At 69.9% G+C, this 21,792-nt stretch carries 21 protein-coding genes and 1 pseudogene; 15 read left to right on the forward strand and 7 right to left on the reverse strand.

The window, feature by feature from the left end:
• The first annotated feature begins 44 nt into the window (after window positions 1-44).
• From ACT54R_RS17355 to phnE (ACT54R_RS17380), 6 genes are all read left to right on the forward strand, one after another.
• Window positions 45-1,391, forward strand: a complete 1,347-nt coding sequence (locus ACT54R_RS17355) for an L-serine ammonia-lyase (RefSeq protein WP_476328340.1) — start codon at window positions 45-47, stop codon at window positions 1,389-1,391.
• 231 nt (window positions 1,392-1,622) lie between these two features.
• On the forward strand, window positions 1,623-2,897 hold the full coding sequence (locus tag ACT54R_RS17360; RefSeq protein WP_476328342.1) for an amidase: 1,275 nt from the start codon (window positions 1,623-1,625) through the stop codon (window positions 2,895-2,897).
• Between the two features lie 767 nt (window positions 2,898-3,664).
• Window positions 3,665-4,477 carry a phosphonate ABC transporter ATP-binding protein gene (gene phnC / locus ACT54R_RS17365; protein WP_476328344.1) on the forward strand — a complete coding sequence of 271 codons (813 nt, stop codon included), beginning with the start codon at window positions 3,665-3,667 and terminating at the stop codon, window positions 4,475-4,477.
• Window positions 4,478-4,563: 86 nt separating this feature from the next.
• Window positions 4,564-5,472: a phosphonate ABC transporter substrate-binding protein gene (gene phnD, locus ACT54R_RS17370; protein ID WP_168459132.1), complete on the forward strand. Its 909-nt coding sequence runs from the start codon at window positions 4,564-4,566 to the stop codon at window positions 5,470-5,472.
• Between the two features lie 152 nt (window positions 5,473-5,624).
• A complete protein-coding gene (gene phnE, locus ACT54R_RS17375) occupies window positions 5,625-6,509 on the forward strand; it encodes a phosphonate ABC transporter, permease protein PhnE (RefSeq protein WP_476328347.1) in 885 nt (294 codons plus the stop codon).
• Window positions 6,506-7,366: a phosphonate ABC transporter, permease protein PhnE gene (gene phnE, locus ACT54R_RS17380; protein WP_476328349.1), complete on the forward strand. Its 861-nt coding sequence runs from the start codon at window positions 6,506-6,508 to the stop codon at window positions 7,364-7,366. Before phnE (ACT54R_RS17375) ends, phnE (ACT54R_RS17380) begins: the two co-directional genes overlap by 4 nt.
• A 154-nt stretch (window positions 7,367-7,520) precedes the next feature.
• On the opposite strand, the gene ACT54R_RS17385 is transcribed toward phnE (ACT54R_RS17380), so the two are convergent.
• Together ACT54R_RS17385 and phnF are read right to left on the reverse strand one after the other, a co-directional pair.
• Complete coding sequence (locus tag ACT54R_RS17385; RefSeq protein WP_476328351.1) at window positions 7,521-8,153, reverse strand: MSMEG_1061 family FMN-dependent PPOX-type flavoprotein; 633 nt, start codon at window positions 8,151-8,153, stop codon at window positions 7,521-7,523.
• 59 nt (window positions 8,154-8,212) lie between these two features.
• Entirely contained in the window at window positions 8,213-8,968 is a 756-nt protein-coding gene (gene phnF, locus ACT54R_RS17390; RefSeq protein ID WP_476329211.1) for a phosphonate metabolism transcriptional regulator PhnF, read from the reverse strand.
• A 196-nt stretch (window positions 8,969-9,164) separates the two neighbouring features.
• Here phnF and phnG point away from each other — a divergent pair, with 196 nt between their 5' ends.
• From phnG to phnN, 8 genes and pseudogenes are all read left to right on the forward strand, one after another.
• Window positions 9,165-9,662, forward strand: coding sequence for a phosphonate C-P lyase system protein PhnG (phnG, locus tag ACT54R_RS17395; RefSeq protein ID WP_476328353.1), 498 nt, complete (start codon window positions 9,165-9,167; stop codon window positions 9,660-9,662).
• A complete protein-coding gene (gene phnH / locus ACT54R_RS17400; protein WP_476328355.1) occupies window positions 9,662-10,300 on the forward strand; it encodes a phosphonate C-P lyase system protein PhnH in 639 nt (212 codons plus the stop codon). The genes phnG and phnH overlap by 1 nt, the downstream gene beginning before the upstream one ends.
• A 3-nt stretch (window positions 10,301-10,303) precedes the next feature.
• Window positions 10,304-11,461, forward strand: coding sequence for a carbon-phosphorus lyase complex subunit (locus ACT54R_RS17405; protein WP_476328357.1), 1,158 nt, complete (start codon window positions 10,304-10,306; stop codon window positions 11,459-11,461).
• A 29-nt stretch (window positions 11,462-11,490) separates the two neighbouring features.
• Window positions 11,491-12,354: pseudogene (locus ACT54R_RS17410) on the forward strand (alpha-D-ribose 1-methylphosphonate 5-phosphate C-P-lyase PhnJ); the annotation flags it as partial.
• 163 nt (window positions 12,355-12,517) lie between these two features.
• Window positions 12,518-13,294: a phosphonate C-P lyase system protein PhnK gene (phnK, locus tag ACT54R_RS17415; RefSeq protein WP_476328359.1), complete on the forward strand. Its 777-nt coding sequence runs from the start codon at window positions 12,518-12,520 to the stop codon at window positions 13,292-13,294.
• A 44-nt stretch (window positions 13,295-13,338) separates the two neighbouring features.
• A complete protein-coding gene (gene phnL, locus ACT54R_RS17420; RefSeq protein WP_476329213.1) occupies window positions 13,339-14,076 on the forward strand; it encodes a phosphonate C-P lyase system protein PhnL in 738 nt (245 codons plus the stop codon).
• Between the two features lie 16 nt (window positions 14,077-14,092).
• Window positions 14,093-15,232, forward strand: coding sequence for an alpha-D-ribose 1-methylphosphonate 5-triphosphate diphosphatase (locus ACT54R_RS17425; RefSeq protein ID WP_476328361.1), 1,140 nt, complete (start codon window positions 14,093-14,095; stop codon window positions 15,230-15,232).
• Entirely contained in the window at window positions 15,229-15,810 is a 582-nt protein-coding gene (gene phnN / locus ACT54R_RS17430) for a phosphonate metabolism protein/1,5-bisphosphokinase (PRPP-forming) PhnN (protein WP_476328363.1), read from the forward strand. The genes ACT54R_RS17425 and phnN overlap by 4 nt, the downstream gene beginning before the upstream one ends.
• A 38-nt stretch (window positions 15,811-15,848) precedes the next feature.
• Here the strand turns inward: phnN and ACT54R_RS17435 are convergent, their stop codons facing one another.
• Complete coding sequence (locus ACT54R_RS17435) at window positions 15,849-16,547, reverse strand: TIGR00266 family protein (protein ID WP_476328365.1); 699 nt, start codon at window positions 16,545-16,547, stop codon at window positions 15,849-15,851.
• A 109-nt stretch (window positions 16,548-16,656) separates the two neighbouring features.
• On the opposite strand from ACT54R_RS17435, the gene ACT54R_RS17440 reads away from it, so the two are divergent.
• The gene (locus ACT54R_RS17440) at window positions 16,657-17,703 is read left to right on the forward strand and encodes a hypothetical protein (RefSeq protein WP_476328367.1); all 1,047 of its coding nucleotides are present in this window, start codon (window positions 16,657-16,659) and stop codon (window positions 17,701-17,703) included.
• 603 nt (window positions 17,704-18,306) lie between these two features.
• Here ACT54R_RS17440 and ACT54R_RS17445 read toward each other — a convergent pair.
• The 4 genes from ACT54R_RS17445 to ACT54R_RS17460 all read right to left on the reverse strand — a co-directional run bounded on the left by ACT54R_RS17445 (window position 18,307) and on the right by ACT54R_RS17460 (window position 21,615).
• Window positions 18,307-19,059, reverse strand: coding sequence for a FadR/GntR family transcriptional regulator (locus ACT54R_RS17445; protein ID WP_476328369.1), 753 nt, complete (start codon window positions 19,057-19,059; stop codon window positions 18,307-18,309).
• 65 nt (window positions 19,060-19,124) lie between these two features.
• The gene (locus ACT54R_RS17450) at window positions 19,125-19,865 is read right to left on the reverse strand and encodes an SDR family NAD(P)-dependent oxidoreductase (RefSeq protein WP_476328371.1); all 741 of its coding nucleotides are present in this window, start codon (window positions 19,863-19,865) and stop codon (window positions 19,125-19,127) included.
• 8 nt (window positions 19,866-19,873) lie between these two features.
• Window positions 19,874-20,635, reverse strand: coding sequence for an SDR family oxidoreductase (locus tag ACT54R_RS17455; protein WP_476328373.1), 762 nt, complete (start codon window positions 20,633-20,635; stop codon window positions 19,874-19,876).
• Window positions 20,632-21,615, reverse strand: coding sequence for an NAD(P)H-quinone oxidoreductase (locus ACT54R_RS17460; RefSeq protein ID WP_210254515.1), 984 nt, complete (start codon window positions 21,613-21,615; stop codon window positions 20,632-20,634). Before ACT54R_RS17460 ends, ACT54R_RS17455 begins: the two co-directional genes overlap by 4 nt.
• Window positions 21,616-21,792: the final 177 nt, after the last annotated feature.

Consider the following 21,792-nt stretch of genomic DNA (forward strand, 5'->3'; position numbering starts at 1 on the left):
TTGAGACAGCGATAGAATAGGCCGCCGACCCCGGAGGGCGCCGGATGACCAGCGTGTTCGACCTGTTCAAGATCGGCATCGGGCCGTCCTCGTCCCACACGGTCGGGCCGATGGTGGCGGCGCGCCGCTTCCGGGAGGCGCTGCCCGCCGGCACCGCCCGCATCACCGCCGAATTGTTCGGCTCGCTGGCCTGGACCGGCAAGGGCCACGGCTCCGACCGCGCCGTCGCGCTCGGCCTCATGGGCGCGCGGCCGGAGACCCTGGACCCGGACGACGTGCCGGCGCTGGTGGCGCGGCTCACCATCCGCAAATCCATCGAGGTGGCGGGCGCGCGCATCGCCTTCGATCCCGAGGCCGATCTCATCTTCGATTTCGATACGCTGATGCCGCTGCACTCCAACGCCATGCGCTTTCGCGCTTTTGGGGCGGATGGCACGCTTATCGGCGAACAGGTCTTCTATTCCATCGGCGGCGGCTTCGTGGTGGCCGAGGGCGAGGCGCGCGAGCCGGAGGCGGCGGAGGTGCCCCACCCGTTCGCCACGGCCTCCGAGCTTCTCTCCGCCTGCGCCCGCACCGGCCTCACCATCGCCGGCCTGCAGATGGCGAACGAATGCGCGCTGCGCCCGGCGGACGAGGTGGAGGAGAAGCTGGATGCGCTGCTCGCCGCCATGTTCGCCTCCATCGATCGCGGCCTCGCGCAGGAGGGCACCCTGCCCGGCCGGCTGCGCGTGCGGCGGCGGGCGAAGGCCATCCGCGACCAGCTGGAGGCGGACCGGCTCGCCAATCGCCGGCCGCCGCACGAGATCATGGATTGGGTCTCGGTCTTCGCCATGGCGGTGAACGAGGAGAATGCGGCGGGCGGGCGCATCGTCACCGCCCCCACCAACGGCGCGGCGGGCATCGTGCCGGCGGTGCTGCGCTATGTGCGCGACATCTGCCCGGACACCACCCACCCCCAATTGCGCGACTTCCTGCTGACGGCGGCGGCGGTGGGCGCGCTCATCAAGCGCAACGCCTCCATCTCCGGCGCTGAGGTGGGCTGCCAGGGCGAGGTGGGCTCGGCCGCCGCCATGGCCGCGGCGGGGCTCGCCTGCGTGCTCGGGGCGAGCCCGGCGCAGATCGAGAATGCCGCCGAGATCGCCATGGAGCATCACCTCGGCATGACCTGCGATCCCATCGGCGGGCTGGTGCAGATCCCCTGCATCGAGCGCAACGCCTTCGGCGCCAACAAGGCCATCGCCGCCGCCTCCCTCGCGCTGCGGGGGGACGGGGTGCATCTGGTCTCGCTGGATCAGGTCATCGAGACCATGCGCCAGACGGGGGCGGACATGCAGTCCAAATACAAGGAGACGTCCCAGGGCGGCCTCGCGGTGAATGTGCCGGAGTGCTGAAGTTGGGGTAAGGGGTGGCGTCGAATTCACCCGACTGCCGTCGCCCTCCGGCTTGACCGGAGGGCCCATCCCGCCGCCGGCGCAACCGGCACGGTGGGTCCTCCGGTCAAGCCGGAGGACGACGGCGGTTTGGTGCAGCCTCCCCGTCCCCCAGCGATCCCCTTCCCCACCATTGCCTCCGCTCCCCGCCTTGCGCATGGTGGCGGCCCTTCGATGCCCCAGAGTGAGCGCATGAGCCTGCCGTCCCCCCTGTCCGCCCGTGATCTCGCCCACGCCATCCGCTCCGGCCGCACCACGCCGGAATCCGTGCTGGAACAAGTGGCAGACGCCATCCCCGCCCGCGAAGGCGAGGTCGGCGCCTTCGTCACCCTCGCGGTCGATCAGGCCCGCGCCGCCGCCCGCGCGCCGGGCCTTGCCGCGACGCCGCTCGCCGGCCTGCCGGTGGGGGTGAAGGACATCCTCGACACGCGGGACATGCCCACCACCTACGGCAGCCCCATCTACGAAGGCTACCGCCCGCGCACCGACGCGCCCGTGGTGGCCATGACGCGCCGGGCCGGCGGCCTCATCGTGGGCAAGACCGAGACCACCGAATTCGCCTTTCTCCAGCCGACGCGCACCCGCAACCCGCGCCGCCTCACCTTCTCGCCGGGCGGCTCCTCGGCGGGATCGGCGGCGGCGGTGGCGGCGGGGATGCTGCCGCTGGCGCTCGGCACCCAGACCGGCGGCTCGGTGATCCGCCCGGCGGCCTTCTGTGGCGTCACCGGCTACAAGCCCACCTTCCGCCTGCTGCCGACGCTGGGCATGAAGACCTTCTCCTGGCACCTCGACACGATTGGCCTGTTCGGCGCGCGGGTGCGGGACGTGGCCTTCGCCGCCGACGCCATCGCCGGGCGAGGCCTCGATATCGGCGAGGAGGCCGCGATGGCGCCGCGCATCGCCATCGTGCGCACCGCCCGCGCCAGCGCCGCCTCGCCGGACGCCCACGCCGCGCTGGAGGCCGCCGCCCGCGCCGCCGAGGCGAGGGGCGCCCGCATCTTCGATCTCGAATTGCCCGAGGCGCTGGAGGCGGCCGACGCCATCCACGGCACGGTGCAGGATTTCGAGGCCGCGCTCTCCCTAGGCGATGAGTGGGCCTATGACGGCGACCGCCTCTCCCCGCTCCTGCGCGGCCATCTGGAGGCCGCCCGCGCCATTCCGCCGGACCTTTATGACGGCGCCCGCCGCACGGCGAAGCGGGCGCGGCATGTGCTGGGCGACGTGTTCGCGGAGGTGGACGCGCTCCTCACCTTCTCCGCCCCCGGCCCCGCGCCGGAGGGATTCGCCACCACCGGCTCGGCCATCTTCAACCGGCTGTGGACGCTGATGGGCTGTCCGGCGATCAACGTGGCGGGCCTCTCCGCCGCCAACGGCATGCCCGTTGGCGTGCAGGTGGTGGGGCGTTTCGGCCGCGACCGGCAGGCTCTGGCCGTCGCCAACCTCGTGGAAGCCGCCATTACCGCCTGAAATGCAGTATTCCACCGCTGCGTACCGTGCGCCGCAGCGGAAGGGAAAGCGTAGAAGGGGGCTCGACTTGACGACCTGAGGACCGCGGAAAGTCATGCGCTGCAACACTTTGCAGCGGCAATGCAGCACAACTTACCTCTTTTCGCAGTCTGAGAGTTTGTTAAGGTTCTATTGAGATCGACCCTGCGAGGCACAAGGTGACATTCGGCCATCTCCTCACCGTGATCGAGACGTGCGCGGCCTTCGGCTTCGTTGGCGCTGTGCTGCTCGGTCTGGTCTGAGGACCAAGACCCGACACCGCCCTCGGGGACCCGACAATAGAAACAACCGGGGTCCGGTCGATCGAGGGCGCCGGGGAGCCAACCTCCCCGGCGCCGCTCGTTTCAGGGGCCTGAGATACGGGCAGTCGCACCTCCGGATACCTCTGCCCCTTCTGACCCCCGTTCATGACAGGCCGTTGACATCCCGCCCGACGCGCCGACGCGCGCCGTCATAAACCGCGCGTCACATGCCGCCCGCGCATGGACCGCGCCACCCCCGCCAACCTGACCCAGACAGCTTGGACGAGGCACGCCGCGTGCACCTCGGCCATGATCCGCCCATCGTCATACGGGTGTTGCGGAGCAGCGCTATCGATGGCTTCGACGCGCTGGTGAGCGATCAATGCGGCCTGAGCCGTGCGATCTTCGCTGGCCAGTGGATCAGGACCGCGCTGCCCGGCCGGCTTGCCCTGCAAGCTGGCCGTCGCGTGCTCTGGGAGCCTCCGGATGCTGGTGATCGAGGGCCTCACCCGACGCTTCGGCGACAAGGAGGCCGTGTCCAACGTGAACCTTCAGATCGGCCAAGGCGCCTTTGTGGGCGTCATCGGCCGCTCCGGCGCCGGCAAATCCACGCTGCTGCGCATGGTGAACCGCCTGCAGGATCCCTCCGCCGGCCGCATCTCGTTCGAGGGGCGGGACGTGACGGCCCTCAAGGGCCGCGCGCTGCGCCAGTGGCGCGCCGAGGCGGCGATGATCTTCCAGCAGTTCAATCTGGTCGGCCGCCTGGATGTGCTGACCAACGTGCTCATGGGCCGCCTCGCCACCGTGCCCGCCTGGCGCGCCCTCACCAAGAGCTGGAGCGCGGACGACCGGGCCATCGCCCTCTCCGCCCTCGACCAGTTCGATATCGCCTCCCTTGCCGCGCAGCGCGCCGACAGCCTGTCCGGTGGCCAGCAGCAGCGCGTGGCCATTGCCCGCGCGCTGGCGCAGGAGCCGGCGCTGATCCTCGCCGACGAGCCCATCGCCTCGCTCGATCCGCGCAACACCAAGATCGTGATGGATGCGCTCCTGCGCATCAACAAGCACTTCGGCATCACCGTGCTGTGCAACCTGCACTCCCTCGATCTCGCCCGCACCTATTGCGACCGCCTCGTGGGCATGGCGCAGGGCCGCGTGGTGTTCGACGGCGCCCCCGCGGCGCTCACCGAGGACGTGGCGCACGATCTCTACGGCCTCGAGGCCGGCGAGGTGATGGACACGCCCGCGCGGCGTCCCGTCACCGCCGAAGATGGCATCCCCGAAGCGGCCGCCCTCGCCTGAGCGCGCGCCTCCCGCGCCGACCCGTTCCGGCGGGCCGGCCAATTCCGCTTGTTCACGTTCGATTTCGTCCGACAGGAGCACGAGACATGCTGAACCGTCGTAGCCTGATCGCGGCCGCCGCCGCGCTCGTGATGTCCGCCGGCGCCGCCGCCGCGCAGGACTGGAAGGCGAAGTATCCCGAGCTGGTGTTCGCCATCATCCCCGCCGAGAACGCCTCGGGCGTGACCGAGCGCTTCCAGCCGCTCATGGACTACCTGACCAAGCAGCTCGGCACCAAGGTGACGCTGCGCATCGCCAACGACTATGCGGCGGTGATCGAGGGCCAGCGCGCCGGCAACATCCAGATCGCCTCCTACGGCCCCTCCTCCTTCGCCCGCGCGCTGATGACCGGCGCCAAGATCGACGCCTTCGCCATCGAGGTAAACCTCGACGGCACCAAGGGCTATCATTCGGTGCTCTATGTGAAGGCCGACAGCCCCTACAAGTCCATCGAGGACCTGAAGGGCAAGAACCTCTGCCTGGTCGATCCCAACTCCACCTCCGGCAACAACGTGCCGCGCTTCGCCCTGAACAAGATGGGCCTCAAGCCCGACGACTTCTTCGGCAAGGTGGTCTACGCCGGCTCGCACGAGAACGCCGTGATCGCCGTGCAGCAGGGCACCTGCGACGCCGCCTTCAACTGGTGGAACGACGAGCAGGAATCCAACCTCAAGCGCATGGAGCGCAAGGGGATGGCGAAGTACGACGACTTCCGCATCATCTACAAGTCCGACCTGATCGTGAACTCGCCCTACGCCTATCTCTCGGACCTGCCCTCCGACCTGAAGGCGAAGATCCGCGACGCCTTCTTCTCGATCCAGCAGAACGACAAGGCCGCCTTCGACAAGATCTATGAAGGCAAGCAGCAGCCCTGGCAGCCCATCGACAACGAGGCCTACGTGCAGATCATCGAACTGAACAAGTTCGTGGACGAGCTGCGCAAGAAGAAGAGCTGAGCGGATTTTCCCCTCTCCCCTTGCGGGAGAGGGTGGATCGCGGCGCAGCCGCGAGACGGGTGAGGGGCGCCGCGCACCACGCGGCCCCACGACCCCCTCACCCCCAGCCCCTCTCCCGGAAGGGGAGAGGGGAGAAACAGGTAGAGGCTCCCGTGTCCCACGCCATCACCCGGCTGCCCGACGAGCAGATCGCCCCCCTGATCGCGCATTACGATGCGGCGGTCCGGGCGCGGCAGCGCCATACGCTCGTCGTGTTCGCCGTGATCGCCGTGTGCATCGTCCTCGCCGCCTGGATGGGCGAGGTGAAGCCGGCGGTGTTCCTCGCCCATGCCGACCGGCTGCCCAACTATTTCTGGAGCATCACGCCGGTCCTTCACTGGGACACCCTCGGCACCGATCTCGCCGAGTGGTACTGGAACGTCGACCACTGGCTGAAGCTTCTGCTGGATACGATCCTGATCGCCTACCTCGGCACGCTCATCGGGGCGGTGGGCGGTTTCTGCCTCTGCTTCCTCGCCAGCGCCAATCTGGTGAAGAGCCCGTGGATCCGCCTCGGGGCGCGCCGCTTCCTGGAATTCTGCCGCACGGTCCCGGAGCTGGTGTTCGCGCTGCTGTTCGTGATCGCCTTCGGCCTCGGTCCCATGCCCGGCGTGCTGGCGCTCGCCATCCACACCATGGGCGCGCTTGGCAAGCTCTATGCCGAGGTGGTGGAAAACATCGACATGAAGCCGGTGGAGGGCGCCACCGCCTCCGGCGCCTCCTGGCTCACCACCGTGCGCTTCGCCGTGGTGCCGCAGGTGCTCTCCAATTTCGCCTCCTACGGCCTGCTGCGCTTCGAGATCAACGTGCGCGAGGCCTCCATCATGGGCTTCGTCGGCGCCGGCGGCATCGGGCAGGATCTCGTGGAGGCCATCCGCAAATTCTACTATTCGGACGTTTCCGCCATCCTCCTCCTGATCATCGCGACCGTGATGATCATCGACCTCGTCACGGAGCAGGTGCGCCACCGCCTGCTCGGCTGGGAGGGGCAGCGATGAGTCGGGCGCGCATCACCCTCACCCACGCGGCGCGGGCGCGGCTCGCCGCCGACCACCCCGGCGCGCTCGCCCCCTCGCCCGGCGCGCGGATGCGCACGCTCGGGGCGATCGCGGCGGCGCTGGCGGTGGCGGCCTTCGGCTTCTGGCAGCTGGGCTTCAATTTCGACCGGCTCGGCACGGGCATCGCGCAGCTCGCGCACTTCCTCACGCTGATGGTGCCGCCCGATCCGGGCACCCAGCTTCCGCTCTACATGCACGCTCTGGGCGAGACGCTGGCCATCGCCTTTCTCGGCACGCTGGGTGGCGCCATCATCGCCTTCCCCTTCGGCTTCCTTGCCGCGAAGAACGTCATCCCCAACATCTTTGCCCATTTCACTGTCCGCCGCGTGCTCGATACGGTACGCGGTGTGGACCGCCTCATCTGGGCGCTGATCTATGTGACGGTGGTGGGCCTCGGCCCCTTCGCCGGCATCCTCGCCATCGCCACCGCAAGCTTCGCCGAACTGGGCAAATTGTTCTCCGAAGCGGTGGAGGCTCTGGATCGAAAGCCCGTGGAGGGCGTCGTCTCCACCGGCGGCTCGCCCGTGGAAGCGGTGCGCTTCGGCATGCTGCCGCAGGTGCTGCCGGTGCTGGCGAGCCAGCTGCTCTATTACTTCGAGTCGAACGCCCGACAGTCCACCATCGTCGGCATCGTCGGCGCGGGCGGCCTCGGCCTGCATCTCGCCGAGCAGATCCGCGTGCTGGAATGGCAGAAGGTGTCGTTCCTCATCCTGATGATGCTCATCATGGTGGCGGTGATCGACTTCATCTCCTCCCGCCTGCGCTTCGCCATCATCGGCAAGTCGCGCATCGGGTGAGCTGAAAGTCAAACTCCACAGTCATCCCCCGCCTTGTGCGGGGGATCCACTCCGGGGCCCGAGCGGTGTGTAGCGTTCACGCACCCGTCCCGGCGGAGGAGTGGATGCCCCGGACAAGCCGGGGCATGACAAACCCAGGCAGAAGCGGCCGCCGTCAGTACAGAATCTCCCGATAGCGCGCGACCATCTCGGCCTGGCTCTCCGGCGCGTCGGTTGCGAAGGCGGAGGCGGCGTCCTTGCCGGCGATCTGGTCGCGCAGCATTTCGCCCATGGTGGGCAGCTGGGTGCGCTCCACCTGCGCCTCGAGGTCCCACAGGCGCGAGCGCATGAACGCCTTGGCGCAGTGCAGATAGGCCTCCTTCACCTCCACCCGCAGCACCGTGCGCGGCGCCTTGCCGCCGACGGTGAAGAGGCGCGTCAGCTCCGGGTCGTCATGGATGAAGGCGTTGCCGTTCACCCGCAGGGTCTCGTCCACGCCGGGAATGAGGAAGAGCAGGCCCACCTGCCCGGTGGCGAGGATGTTGGTGAGGGAATCCAGCCGGTTGTTGCCGGGACGGTCGGGAATGAGGAGCTCCCGCTCGCGTGCCGCGACGAAGCCCGGCACATCGCCGCGCGGCGAGACATCGGCGGCGCCCGCGGCATCGGCCGTGGCGATGAGCACGAACGGGCTCAGAGAGATGAAGTGCCGGCAATGGCGGTCCAGCCGGTCCAGCTGCTTGGCGACGCTGCGTCCCGCGGCAGAGCCATAGAGACGGCGCAGGGCGGCTTCATCGGCGACGACGGCCATGGGGCAGACCTCCTTCGGATACCTATTTCTCGCGCAAACGATTGGGCTGACGCAAGCACCTAGGGCTTGAAAACCAGCTGCACCCGGTCGGCGGCGAAGGAAGAGCGGCCCCATTGCAGGGGCTTGCCGTTGGCCTCCACATCGAGCCGTTCCAGCACCATCACGGCGCGGCCGGGGGCGAGGGAGAGAATATCCATCTCGCGCGGATTGGCGGGTCGGGCGGTGATGCGCGTCTCGCGCCGGCGGAAATCCTCGATGCCGAGCGTCGCGAGCGCCCGCGTCAGCGAGCCAGTGGCAGCATAGATGAGGTCGAGGTCGCGGCAGCGGGCGGCGGGAAACCAGGCCGAGCCGCAGGAGATGGGCACGCCGTCCGCCTCGTGGGTGGTCTCGATGCGCAGCACCGGCGTGCCGATGGCAAGCTGCAGCTCGCGCGCCACGTCCGCGTCCGCCGCCTCCACCGTGGAGCCGCGGAACCGGCCGGACGGCTCGCGCCCGCCCGCCGCCACGATCTCGGAGAAGCGGGTGCGCGGGCCGATGGGATAGCGCAGCGGCGGCTCCTTCACGAAGGTGCCCCGGCCCGCCGTCGCCTCGATCAACCCGGCCTCGGAGAGATGGGAGAGCGCGCGGCGCAGGGTGTGGCGATTGACGCCGAAGCGCTCGGCAAGCTCCGCCTCCACCGGCAGGCGCGCGCCCGGCGCGAGCGCGCCCGCGAGGATGTCGGCCTCCAGCTTCTCGGCGATCTGCCGCCAGAGGGTGACGCCGCTGCCGCGCGCGACGGAACCGGCTGGCGCCGCGCCGGTGTCGTCCTCCGTCATCGGGCTGTGACCCTCGGCGGCGAGACTGCGCGGCGCACCAGACATTCCTGCCTCCCCATCCGCCCAAGGACAGCACCGAGGGCGCAGATACCGTCTTGCGCATTTGTATAGACTATTATACAAACTATGTCCAGCAAGGCCCCGCGGCAGCGCTCGCCCGTTTGCGCCAGGGGTGCAGGACATCTGGAGGCTGCCCGTGAGGTCCGATCCGCCCGGCATCGAGCCGCAAATCGCCGCCGTTTCCGATCCCGCTGCGGAGCAGGCCGCACGGGAGGTCATGATGGGTCTCTACGCCCGCGCCACCCGCGCCGAGCTCCAGGCCGCCGTGGAGCGCTTTCAGCCGCTGCCGCAGCTCAAGAGGCTGCGCCCGGCGGAAGCCGGCCTCATCATGGTGCAGGGCCGCACGGGCGGGGACGGTGCGCCCTTCAACCTCGGCGAGGCGACCGTGACCCGCGCCGCCGTGCAGCTCGCGGGCGGTGCCACCGGCGTCTCCTACCTGCTCGGCCGCGACCCGGCGAAAGCGGAGGCCGCCGCCATCCTCGATGCCTTGTGGCAGGACGAGGCGCTGCGCCTCGCGGTCACGGACGCGCTCACCCCCGTGCGGCGGCGCCTCGCGGTGGAAGCGGCCGTGGCGGCGGCGGAGACCGAGGCCACCAAGGTCAATTTCTTCACCATGGCGCGGGGAGAGGACTGATGGCCGCCCCCGCCCTCGCGACGCCCCATGTCGTCCCCCTCTCGGCCGGCTTCGCCGATCCGGTCCACGACGCCCAGCGCAGCTTTGCCGCGGTGATGCGCGCCATGGCCGAGCCGGGCCTGCCCGTGCCGTTGGCGAGCGATCTCGATCCGCCCGCGCCGTTGACCCGCGAGGCCGCCGCCTGCGCCCTCGCGCTGCTGGATTACGAGACGCCGGTGTTCCTCGACGCGGCGCTCTCCGCCTCTCCGTCGGTCGCCGCCTTCCTGCGCTTCCACACCGGCGCGCCGGTGGTGGACGACCCTGCCGCAGCGCGCTTCGCCCTCTTCGCCGATGGCGCGGCGCTGCCCGATTTCGGCGTCTTCGCCCAGGGTGAGCCGGACTATCCGGACCGCTCGGCCACGCTGATCGTGCAGGTCGAGTCCTTTGCTGCCGGCGCGATCACCCTCGAAGGCCCCGGTATCAAGGGCCGCCGCAGCTTTTCCGCCGCGCCGCTGCCTTCCGACCTGCCGGCGCGGCTCGCCGCCAACCGGGCGCTCTACCCGCTCGGCATCGACCTCATCCTCACCGCGCAAGGGCCCGACGGACTTGGGTCCGTGATGGGCCTGCCGCGCTCGGTGACGCCCGTGATGGAGGACTGATCCATGTACGTGGCCGTGAAGGGCGGCGAGGCCGCCATCCGCAATGCCCACGCGCTGCTCGCCAAGCGCCGCCGGGGCGAGGAGAGCGTGCCGGAGATCGGGCTCGACCAGATCGCCGGCCAGCTCTCCCTCGCCGTCGACCGGGTGATGGCCGAGGGCTCCCTCTATGACCGGGAGCTGGCGGCGCTCGCCATCAAGCAGGCGCGGGGAGACCTGATCGAGGCCATCTTCCTCGCCCGCGCCTTCCGCACCACCTTGCCCCGCTTCGGCGCCTCGGTGCCGGTGGATACGGGCGCCATGCACATAGAACGGCGCATCTCCGCCACCTTCAAGGACCTGCCCGGCGGGCAGGTGCTCGGCCCCACCTTCGACTACACCCACCGCCTGATGGACGAGCGGCTAGCGACCAAGGCGAGCGATGCGAACGAATCGCACCAGCCCGCCCTCTCTCCCCCCGCGGGAGAGGGCTGGGGGGAGGGGGAGGAACAGAGGGAAGCCACTCCTGCCACTCCCATGCCCCGCGTCACCGACCTGCTCGGCGGCGAAGGGCTGATCGAGCCCTCCCCGGCCGATGACGGCACGCCGCCGCGCGATCTCACCCGCGAACCCCTCTCCTTCCCCGCCGACCGGCCGCTGCGGCTGCAGGCGCTGGCGCGGGGGGACGAGGGCTTTCTGCTCGCGCTCGGCTATTCCACCCAGCGCGGCTATGCCCGCACCCATCCCTTCGTGGGCGAAATCCGCTTCGGCACGGTGGAGGTGAGCCTCCATGTGGAGGAGCTGGGCTTTGCCGTGCCCCTCGGCGACATCGCCGTCACCGAGTGCCAGAGCGTGAACCAGTTCAAGGGCTCGGCCACCGAGCCGCCCCAGTTCACCCGCGGCTACGGCCTCGTGTTCGGCCAGTCCGAGCGCAAGGCCATGTCCATGGCGCTGGTGGATCGCGCGCTGCGCTTCAAGGAGCTGGGCGAGGAGAAGAGCGCCCCCGCGCAGGACGAGGAATTCGTCCTCTCCCATTGCGACAACGTGCAGGCCACCGGCTTCGTGGAGCACCTCAAGCTGCCGCACTACGTGGACTTCCAGGCCGAACTCGACCTCATCCGCCGCATGCGCGCGGCGGCCGAGCGCGATCCCGGCTCCGAGGACATGAAGGAGGCCGCCGAATGACCGCGCCCGCGAATGCCGCCGCCTCGTCCATGCCGGCCATCACCTACAATTTCGCCTATCTCGACGAGCAGACGAAGCGGATGATCCGCCGGGCCATCCTGAAGGCCATCGCGATTCCCGGCTATCAGGTGCCCTTCGCCTCGCGCGAGATGCCCATGCCCTACGGCTGGGGCACCGGCGGCGTGCAGGTGACGGCGGCCATCCTCGGCGCGAACGACGTGCTGAAGGTGATCGACCAGGGCTCGGACGACACCACCAATGCGGTGGCCATCCGCACCTTCTTCGAGACCACGGCCGGCGTCGCCACCACCACGCGCACGCCCGACGCTACCATCATCCAGACCCGCCACCGCATCCCGGAAGCGGAGCTGAAGGCGGGGCAGACCATCGTCTTCCAGGTGCCCATCCCCGAGCCTCTGCGCTTCCTCGAACCGCGCGAGACGGAGACGCGCCGCCTGCACGGCCTCGCCGATTACGGCCTGATGCAGGTGAAGCTCTATGAGGACATCGCCCGCCACGGCCACATCGCCACCACCTACGCCTATCCGGTGAAGGTGGAGGGCCGCTACGTGATGGATCCCTCCCCCATCCCGAAGTTCGACAATCCCAAGATGAACGACAGCCCCGCCCTGCAATTGTTCGGCGCCGGCCGCGAGAAGCGCATCTATGCCATCCCGCCCCACACGCAGGTGGTGTCGCTGGATTTCGAGGATCACCCCTTCAAGGTGCAGGCCTTCAAGGAGCCCTGCGCCCTGTGCGGCGCCAAGGGCGTCTATCTCGACGAGGTGATCCTCGACGACAAGGGCGGGCGCATGTTCGTCTGCTCCGACACAGACCATTGCGCCACCCGCCAGGCGGACGGGCACACGGGGACCATGAGCGCGCCTTATGCCGCGAGCACCGCCGCACCCCCTCTCCCCTTGCGGGAGAGGGATGGGGTGAGGGGGTGTCCGGACGACCTGGGAGCCGCTGGCGTCGCCAGCTCCGCGGCCCCCTCACCCCCGACCCCTCTCCCGCAAGGGGAGAGGGGAGACGGCAGCCACCCGGAGACGTGGCATGACTGACATCCCCCTCCTCACCGCCCGCGGCCTCGCCAAATATTACGGCCACCGCCTCGGCTGCCGCGACGTGGACCTGACCCTGCACGAGGGCGAGGTGCTCGCCATCGTGGGCGAGAGCGGCTCCGGCAAGTCCACTTTGCTCGGCCTCCTCTCCACGGAACTCGCGCCCTCCGCCGGCAGCGTTACCTACCGCATGCGGGACGGCGCCACCCGCGATCTCGCGACCCTTTCGGAAGCCGAGCGCCGGCTGCTGCTGCGCACCGACTGGGGCTTCGTGCGCCAGCATGCGGAGCAGGGCCTGCGCATGGCGGTCTCGGCCGGCGGAAACGTGGGCGAGCGGCTGATGGCGGTGGGCTGGCGCCATTATGGAAACATCCGCAGCGAGGCCACCGACTGGCTCGCCCGCGTGGAGATCGCCGCCGAGCGGATCGACGACGACCCGCGCACCTTCTCCGGCGGCATGCGCCAGCGCCTGCAGATCGCCCGCAACCTCGTCACCCGCCCCCGGCTCGTCTTCATGGACGAGCCCACCTCCGGCCTCGACGTGTCGGTGCAGGCGCGCCTGCTCGATCTCATCCGGCAACTGGTGGAGGAATTCGGCCTCGCGGTGGTCATCGTCACCCATGACCTCGCGGTGGCGCGGCTGCTCTCCCACCGCATCATGGTGATGAAGTCCGGCCGCGTGATCGAGCAGGGCCTCACCGACCAGGTGCTCGACGACCCGCGCGAGCCCTACACCCAGCTCCTCGTCTCCTCGGTGCTTGCGGCATGATGATCTCTTCTTCTGGCGCCCTCGCGTCCACTGCCGCAGAGCGCATGACGGCTGGTAAAGGCAATGCGTCGGCGCTGGGCCGGGACACGCAGGGCCTCCTCCTCGCCGTCGAAGCCCTCGCCAAGAGCTTCACGCTCCACCTGCGAGGCGGGCTCAGACTGCCCGTCGTCTCCGGCGTCACCTTCGAGGTCCGCGCCGGCGAGTGCGTGGCGCTGGGCGGGCCGTCGGGAGCGGGGAAAAGCTCCATCCTCAAGATGGTCTACGGCAATTACCGCATCGATGCCGGCTCCGTGCGCATCGCCGATGGCGACACCTTCGCCGAGGTGGCGGGCGCCGAGCCGCGGCAGATGCTGGCCCTGCGACGCGCCCGCGTCGGCTATGTCAGCCAGTTCCTGCGGGTGATCCCCCGCGTCTCCACCCTCGACGTGGTGGCGGCGCCCCTGCGCGCGGAGGGCGTGGACGAGGAGACCGCGAAAGCTCGCGCCGGCACGCTCCTCGCCCGGCTCAACCTGCCCGAGCGCCTGTGGACGCTGCCGCCCGCCACCTTCTCCGGCGGCGAACAGCAGCGCGTGAATGTGGCGCGCGGCTTCATCGGCTCCCAGCCGCTGCTGCTGCTGGACGAGCCCACCGCCTCGCTCGACGCCGCCAACCGGCAGGTGGTCATCGACCTCATTCGAGAGAAGAAAGAGGCGGGTACCGGCCTGCTGGGCATCTTCCACGACGCCGAGACCCGCGAGGCCGTCGCCGACCGGGTGGTGGACGTCACCCGTTTCGAAGCCTGAGTCCGGAGCCCCGCCAATGACCGAACAGGTTTTCGCCAACGCCCGTCTCGTCCTCGCTGACGAGATCGTTTCCGGCCACGTCACGGTGACGGACGGCACCATCACCGCCATCGGCACCGGCACCGCGCCCGCGGGTGCGGAGGATATGGGGGGCGACTATCTCCTCCCCGGCCTCGTCGAGTTGCACACGGACCATGTGGAGGGCCACCTCGCCCCCCGCCCCAAGGTGCGCTGGAACCCCCTCGCCGCCATGCTGGCCCACGATGCGCAGATCGCCGCCTCAGGCATCACGACCGTGTTTGACTCCCTGCGCGTGTGGCCCGACAAGAAGGCGGTTGGCATGGACGGGGATGCCCCGCTCCTCATCGCCGCCCTGGAGGCGGCCCGCGCCGCCGAGGCGCTGCGCGCCGAGCATTTCATCCACCTGCGCTGCGAAATCCCCACCGACACGGTGGTGGAAGACGCCGAGGCGATCCTGAAAAAGACGCCCGTGCACCTGATCTCGCTCATGGACCACACGCCGGGCCAGCGGCAGTTTGCGACCATCGACCAGTTCCGATCCTATTACATGAAGAAGAGCGGCATCAGCGCCGAGGAGATGGACGTGATCGTCACCTCGCGGCTCGACTTCCACGCGCGCTACGCCCGCGACAACCGCGCCGGGCTGGTGGCCCTCGCCCACGCCCATGGCTGCGTGGTCGCCAGCCATGACGACGGCACGCCCGAACATGTGGCCGAGGCCATCGGCGACGGCGTCGCCATCGCCGAATTCCCCACCACCGAGGAGGCCGCGCGCCTCTCCCACGAGGCCGGCATTCGCGTGCTGATGGGCGCGCCGAACCTGGTGCGCGGCGGCTCTCACACCGGCAACGTCTCGGCGGAATCGCTGGCGCGTGGCGGCCGGCTCGATATCCTCTCGTCGGATTACGTGCCCTCATCCCTGCTGTGGGCGGCCTTCGACCTCACCCGCCGGGTGCCGTCCATCGCCCTGCCCGAAGCGGTGCGGATGATAACCAAGGCCCCGGCCGAGGTGGCGGGCCTTGCCGATCGCGGCGAGATCGCCATTGGCCGTCGCGCCGACCTCGTGCGGGTGACGCTGGCCGGCGAGATGCCGGTGGTGAAGGGCGTGTGGCGGGAAGGACGGCGCGTGGCATGACGAAAGATGCGGCCGGCGACACATTCGGCCCCGGCACCCTGCTCCTCGTGGTCGGCCCCTCTGGCGCCGGCAAGGACACCCTCATCGACATTGCCCGCGCGTATTTTGCGAGCAACCCGCACGTGCTGTTCGCCCGCCGCCTCGTCACCCGGCCCTCGGGCACGGGGGAGGCGCACGGCACGCTGTCGGAAGCCGAGTTCGACGCGCTGCTGGCCGAAGGACGCTTTCCCCTCTTTTGGCGGGCGCACGGGCTCAGCTATGCGCTTGGGCCGGAGGTGGCGGAGGTGATCGCGAAGGGGGGTGTCGTGGTGGCCAACGGCTCCCGCGCCACGTTGCCGGAAGCGCGCCGCCGCTTCGCACGGGTGCGGGTGGTGCATGTGACGGCGCCGGTGCCGGTGCGCGCCGCCCGCCTCGCCATGCGCGGCCGCGAAAGCGCCGACGACATCGCCGAACGCCTCGCCCGCGCGCCGGAGCTGGACGTGGCGCCCGACCTCACCATCGACAATGTGGGCACGCCCACCGAGGGCGGCGCGCGCCTCGTGGACTTCATCGCCGAGGAACTGGCCACGGTCGCCTGAGCGGGGCCGACGCCCCGATCGCAGCTGGCGCCCCGAAGCTATCGCCGTTCGCCGGCCGGCAGATAGGGCTGGAGCGCGTGGGCGAGCTTGGACGGGGTGAGCGACTGGAGCCACACTGTGCCGGGCCCGGCGAGGCGGGCGAGGAAGAGGCCATCGCCGCCGAACAGCATGTTCTTCACACCCCGCACGGTGGTGATCTCGAAGGAGACGCTGTCCTCGAACATGCCCACATGCCCGGGATGCACCAGCAGGTCCTGCCCCGGCTGCAGCGTATAGCTGACGATCTCGCCGCCCAGTTCGATGAAGGCCGAGCCCTCCCCCGTGAGGTGCTGGAGGATGAAGCCGTCGCCGCCGAACACGCCAGCCCCCAGCGTCTGCTGCACGCCGACGCCGATGGAGAGCGTCGGCGCGCCCGCGAGGAAACCGTGACGGTGCACGAGATAGCCGCGCCCCGGCGCCACCTGCATCTCGAAGATGCTGCCGGGGATCGTAGCCGCGAAGGCCACCAGCGCCTCGCCGCCCTCGGCCGTGAACTCGGTCATGAACAGCCCGCCCCCACCCAGCGCGCGGCCGATGGCACCGAAGAAGCCGGTCGAGCCGCCGGTGGCCGTGGTGGTGTGCATGGCGACGTTGGAGGTCATCCAGGAGAGGCGGTCCGTCTCGGCCAGCACGGTCTCGCCCGGCGCCAGCGTGAGCGTGAGCACGGGCAGCGTCGTTCCGGAAATCTCGTGGCGCATGTTTTCTCTCCCGGTAAGTCGACACCGAGATTAGGGTGAGGAAAATCGCACGCAAGCGACCGCCTCCGGCCAAGCCGCAACAATCACTGCACAAGCTGAGGAAAAGCCCATGCGCGCCACCACGCTCCTTCTCCTCTCCCTGCTGGCCACGCCCGCCTTCGCGCAGCAGCCGGCTTTCCTGCCCTATCTCAACGCGCCCGCCGACGGCGCGCCCATCCTCCGGCCGCCGACGCTCTCCATGTCCATCAACGGCGGGCCGGCGCGCCGCGCGATCATGGATACCGGCTCCACCGGCGTGGTCGTCTCGGCAAGCGCCATCCCCGGCTTCGACCAGCTGACGCCGCTGGGGCCGGGCGAGCTCACCTACACCTCCTCCGGCCGCATCATGCGCGGGGTGAACGTGATGGTGCCGGTGACGGTGGCCGGGGCGGACGGCACCAGCGTCACCACCCAGCCCATTCCGGTGCTGGCTGTGACGCGCATCGACTGCCTGCGCAACGCCCGCAACTGCCGCCCCATGGATGCGCCCCGCCGGGTCTCCATGCTCGGCATCGGCTTCGCCCGCGCCAAGGACCGCCAGCCGGGCGCGGGGCCGGGGCGCAACCCCTTCCTGAACGTGGCCGGCATGGGACAGGCAGGGACCGGCACCGCCGATTTCAAGCGCGGCTATGTGGTGACGCGCCGCGGCGTGCAGGTGGGTCTGGCGAAGGGCGACGGCGCAGCCTTCAGCAAGGTGAAGCTCGGCAGCGATGCGGCCACCGGCGACTGGCAGCCGATCCCCACCTGCCTCGCCCTCAACGGCCAGACCCCCGCCGCCTGCGGCACGCTGCTGCTCGATACCGGCGTCTCCATCATGTACCTGACCCTTCCGCCGGCCCAGACGGATGGCCTTGCCGTGCCCGGCCTGCGCGGCGGGCGGGTGGTGGCGGACGGCGCCAGCCTCGCCATATCGCCGGGCACTGGCCAGCCGGTGCCGGCCTACAGCTTCACGGTGGGCGACCGGAGCAATCCGGTGACACCGGAGCGCGTCGTGCTGGTCGGACGTGGCGACCGGCCCCCCTTCGTCAACACCACCGTGCGGGCGCTGAACGCCTTCGACTATCTCTTCGATGCCGAAGCCGGGGAGGCCGGCTTCCGGGCCGTGGGCCGGCGATAGCGAACAAATCCGGAAAAGCGGGCGGGAACTGATTCGGTCACGGCCCGTTCGCGCTGCGTGCGCGGGGGGCCCGAACCAATGTGCCATTTCTGGACAGAGGATTGCGCGCCAGCCGCTATCCCACCGTCATGGCCGGGCTTGTCCCGGCCATCCACGTCGGGCCGAAAGCGCATTAATCGGATGATGGTCCCCAGCCGCTCCACGTGGATGCCCGGAACCCGCGTGTTCGCGGGTTCCGTTCTGGCGGACGGAAGTCGGCAAAAGCCGACTTCCGGGACAAGCCCGGGCATGACCGCCAGTGAGGTAGGCTGCGACGGAGCTAATATCTCGCCGGGAAGACGACGGCGGCGAGGCCGGGCGCGACGCGGAGCGATAACAAACCCCGAAACCCGGCCGCCGACTGATTCGGTCATGCCCCGTTCCCGCTGCGTGCACGGCTGGCCGAGCCGCTGTCCCATTTCGGGACGGCAGAACAGCGCGCGGCCCCGGCAAGCGCAGCGTTTTGCGAACAAACCCCGAAAACCAGCCCCCGACCGATTCGGTCACGCCCCGTTCCTGCTGCGTCCCGGCCTGCGCGCGCTTCCGTCCCGTTCCGGGACAGGTTCACGGCTTCAGATAGAGCGCGAGGCGGGTGGCGGCGTTGCGCAGGTGTTCCTCGGCGGCGGCGCGGGCGGCGTCGGCGTCCTGCCGCTCGATGGCGGTGAAGATGGCCACGTGCTCGTCCTGCACCGCCTGGGCGAGGCCGCCGAGGCGGGCGGTGTTGGCGCGGGCGGTGCGGATGAAGTGGCGCACCCGGTGGTCGAGGAACTGGGAGAGGTCGCGGAAATAGGGATTGCCGGTGGCCTCGACGATGGCCCGGTGGAAGGCCATGTCCTCGTCCACCCCCGGCTCGCCGCGGAAGACCGCCGCCTGCATGGCCTCGAGCTGGTCATGGATGCGGCCGAGATCGTCCGTGGAGCGGCGCACGGCGGCATGGGCGGTGGCGTTGGCCTCCACGGCCATGAGCAGCTCGACGATGGCGCTCATCTCCGCGCGGTCGCTGAGATCGGCGATTTCCAGCCGGAAGGAGGAGGCGGCGCCGGGATCGGCGACGAAGGCCCCCGCCCCCTGCCGGCTGGTGACGAGGCCATCGTGCTTCAGCCGGCCCACCGCCTCGCGGACGATGGGGCGGCTGACGCCGTAGGTCTCCGACATCTGGTGCTCGGTGGGCAGCTTCTCGCCGGGCTGGAGACGGCCGGAGGCGATCTCCTCGCGCAGGCGCTGGGCAAGCGTGTCGGCGAGCGAGGGCGCGCGGCCGAGAATGTCGCGCGGCATATCGCGGGGCGTCGCGCGGGGCGTTTCGCGGGGGTCCGCCATCCTTGTGTCCTCACCTCCGCCGGCCGTGTGGGTGGGGTGCCGCTGCTGGTGCGGCGCCCCTCGGCTCAGCTCGCAATATAGAGACCACCATTCACGTGCACTGTCTCGCCAGTGACGAAGCTCGCCCAGTCGGAGGCGAGGAAGGCGACGACGCGCGCCACCTCCTCCGCCGTGCCGAGCCGCTTCAGCGGCGTATTGGCGAGCAGCGCCCCGCCGTTGGCCGCCATCAGCGGGCGCACCATGGGCGTGTCGATGAGGCCGGGTGACACCGCATTCACCCGCACCTTGGGTGCGAGTTCCTGCGCCAGCGTGCGCGAGAAATTCAGCACCGCGCCCTTGGCCGCCGCATAATCCGCATGGCCGACGCTGCCCTTGTGACCAGCCATGGAGGCGACGTTGACGATGGACGCGCCCTCCGCGAAGTGCGGGATGGCGGCGCGGCAGGTGTAGAACACCCCGTCCAAATTCACCGCGATGCCGGTGCGCCAATAGTCATCGCTCATGTCCCCCACGCGCCGCTCGCGGTAGAGCCCGGCGGAGGTGACGAGCACGTCCAGCGCGCCGAATCGATCCGCCAGCGCTTTCAGCGCCGCGTTCGCCTCCTCCGGCTTCGCCGCGTCCTGCCGGAGCGGGAGGACGCGGGTGCCGGTGGGATCCAGCTCCGCCGCGAACGCGGAGACGCCGGGAAGGTCGAGATCGGTGAGCACGCAATTCGCGCCGAGATCGAAGAACACCCGCGCGATGGCGCGGGAGATGCCGCCGTTGGCGCCGGTCATCAACAGGGTCTTGCCGGTGAAGTCGATCATCATGCGCCTCAGGTCATCAGCCAGCCGCCGGCCACGTCCACCACCTGTCCGGTGACGAAGGCCGAGGCCTCGGAGGTGAGGAACACGCAGGTCGCCGCCACCTCCTCCGGCTGGCCGAGGCGGCGCAGCGGGGTGGAGAGCCGCACCGCCTCGTTGGCGGTGGAAGCGGTGCCACGCATCATGGGCGTGTCGATGCGGCCGGGGGCGATGGCATTCACGGTGATGCCGTAGGGCCCGAGTTCGCCCGCCAGATGCTTGGTGAAGCCGATGAGCGCGGCCTTGGAGGCGGCATAGTGGACGCCCACGATGTCGCAATAGGTGCGCCCCGCCACCGAGGCGATGTTGACGATGCGCCCCCTGCCCTGCGCCTTCATGCCAGGCGAGAGCGCCCGCACGCAGTTGAAGGCGCCGGTGAGGTTCACGTCGATCACCCGCCGCCATTCCTCCGGCGGCATCTCCCAGGCTTCCGAGCGGCGGCCGTCCGCCCCGCTCTTGGGCGAGATGCCGGCATTGTTCACCAGCACCTCCACCGGCCCGAGCGCCGCAGCCGCAGCCTCCGCGGCGGCCGCGACGGCGGCGTAGTCGGAGACGTCGGCGGCAAGGCCGATGGCGGCGGCGCCGCGCGCGATCGCGGCCTCGGCGGCCTCGTTCGCGAGACCCGCATCGTGGTCCACATAGGCGATGGCGAGGCCCGCATCGGCGAGGGCATCCGCCTGGGCGCGGCCGATGCCGCGACCAGCGCCCGTGACGAAAGCGACGCGCGCGCTCACCGGCCGGTCTCCAGCATGATCTTGCCGAGATGGGCGCTCGATTCCATCAGCGCATGGGCTTCCCGTGCCTGCTCCAACGGGAAGGTGGCGTGGATGAAGGGCTTCACCTTGCCGGCGTCGAGCAGCGGCCACACGTCCCGCATGAGCAGATCGGCGATGGCCTTCTTCAGCGCCACCGGGCGGGCGCGCAGCGTGGAGCCCGTGAAGGTCAGGCGCTTCAGCATGACCGGCATGAGGTCGATGGTAACCTCGCTCGGCTGCAGGAAGGCAATCTGCACGAGGCGGCCCTCCACCGCGAGGGCCTGGAGGTTGCGCGCCACATAGGGGCCACCCACCATGTCGAGGATCTCCTCGACTCCCTTGCCGTCGGTGAGCGCCTTCACCTCGGTGACGAAATCGCCCTCGCGATAATTGATGGCCGCGTCGGCGCCCAGCGACAGGCAGAAGTCGCACTTTTCCTTGGAGCCCGCCGTGGCGATGACCCGCGCGCCGGCATGATGGGCAAGCTGGATGGCGGTGGAGCCGATGCCGCTCGACCCGCCATGGATGAGGATGGTCTCGCCCGCCTTCAGACCGCCACGGGTGAAGACGTTGTCGTAGACCGTGTAGTAGTTCTCCGGCAGTCCGGCCGCTTCCAGCAGCGACAGCGGCTTCGGGATCGGCAGGCAGAGCGGCGCCTCGGCGATGCAGTATTCCGCATAGCCGCCGGAGATCACCAGCGCGCAGATCTCGTCGCCGATCTTCGGGGAGGTGACGCCCTCGCCCAGCGCGACCACGCGGCCGGCGATCTCGAGGCCGGGCACATCGGTCGCGCCGGGAGGCGGGGGATAGTTGCCGGCGCGCTGGAGGCAGTCCGGCCGGTTCACGCCCGCCGCCACCACTTCCACCAGCACCTGCCCGGGGCCGGGACGCGGCACATCCGCCGTCTCGACCGTCACCACCTCGGGACCGCCCGCGCCCGCAAAGCGGACCTGTCGCATCGTCTTGGAAATCTCTGCCACCGGTTTCCTCCCTTGCGCCTTCTGCGAGGCTTTCCGGCACCTGTCGGCGGCGGCCTTTTCGGCCGCGCCCGGTCCCGGCGGCGCCCTCATCACGGCGCGTTCTGGTCGGCGAGGAAAATACATAGGTCGTACTTGTCAGGCAACTTGGTTATCTGC

This window comes from Xanthobacter sp. DMC47, from assembly GCF_056313845.1.

Bases quoted from the DNA above. Each gene is read 5' to 3' on its own strand.
- ACT54R_RS17355 (WP_476328340.1), top strand. From the start codon at position 45: ATGACCAGCGTGTTCGACCTGTTCAAGATCGGCATCGGGCCGTCCTCG.
- ACT54R_RS17360 (WP_476328342.1), top strand. From the start codon at position 1,623: ATGAGCCTGCCGTCCCCCCTGTCCGCCCGTGATCTCGCCCACGCCATC.
- phnC (WP_476328344.1), top strand. From the start codon at position 3,665: ATGCTGGTGATCGAGGGCCTCACCCGACGCTTCGGCGACAAGGAGGCC.
- phnD (WP_168459132.1), top strand. From the start codon at position 4,564: ATGCTGAACCGTCGTAGCCTGATCGCGGCCGCCGCCGCGCTCGTGATG.
- phnE (WP_476328349.1), top strand. From the start codon at position 6,506: ATGAGTCGGGCGCGCATCACCCTCACCCACGCGGCGCGGGCGCGGCTC.
- ACT54R_RS17385 (WP_476328351.1), bottom strand. From the start codon at position 8,153: ATGGCCGTCGTCGCCGATGAAGCCGCCCTGCGCCGTCTCTATGGCTCT.
- phnF (WP_476329211.1), bottom strand. From the start codon at position 8,968: ATGACGGAGGACGACACCGGCGCGGCGCCAGCCGGTTCCGTCGCGCGC.
- phnH (WP_476328355.1), top strand. From the start codon at position 9,662: ATGGCCGCCCCCGCCCTCGCGACGCCCCATGTCGTCCCCCTCTCGGCC.
- ACT54R_RS17405 (WP_476328357.1), top strand. From the start codon at position 10,304: ATGTACGTGGCCGTGAAGGGCGGCGAGGCCGCCATCCGCAATGCCCAC.
- phnK (WP_476328359.1), top strand. From the start codon at position 12,518: ATGACTGACATCCCCCTCCTCACCGCCCGCGGCCTCGCCAAATATTAC.
- phnL (WP_476329213.1), top strand. From the start codon at position 13,339: ATGACGGCTGGTAAAGGCAATGCGTCGGCGCTGGGCCGGGACACGCAG.
- ACT54R_RS17425 (WP_476328361.1), top strand. From the start codon at position 14,093: ATGACCGAACAGGTTTTCGCCAACGCCCGTCTCGTCCTCGCTGACGAG.
- phnN (WP_476328363.1), top strand. From the start codon at position 15,229: ATGACGAAAGATGCGGCCGGCGACACATTCGGCCCCGGCACCCTGCTC.
- ACT54R_RS17435 (WP_476328365.1), bottom strand. From the start codon at position 16,547: ATGCGCCACGAGATTTCCGGAACGACGCTGCCCGTGCTCACGCTCACG.
- ACT54R_RS17440 (WP_476328367.1), top strand. From the start codon at position 16,657: ATGCGCGCCACCACGCTCCTTCTCCTCTCCCTGCTGGCCACGCCCGCC.
- ACT54R_RS17445 (WP_476328369.1), bottom strand. From the start codon at position 19,059: ATGGCGGACCCCCGCGAAACGCCCCGCGCGACGCCCCGCGATATGCCG.
- ACT54R_RS17450 (WP_476328371.1), bottom strand. From the start codon at position 19,865: ATGATCGACTTCACCGGCAAGACCCTGTTGATGACCGGCGCCAACGGC.
- ACT54R_RS17460 (WP_210254515.1), bottom strand. From the start codon at position 21,615: ATGCGACAGGTCCGCTTTGCGGGCGCGGGCGGTCCCGAGGTGGTGACG.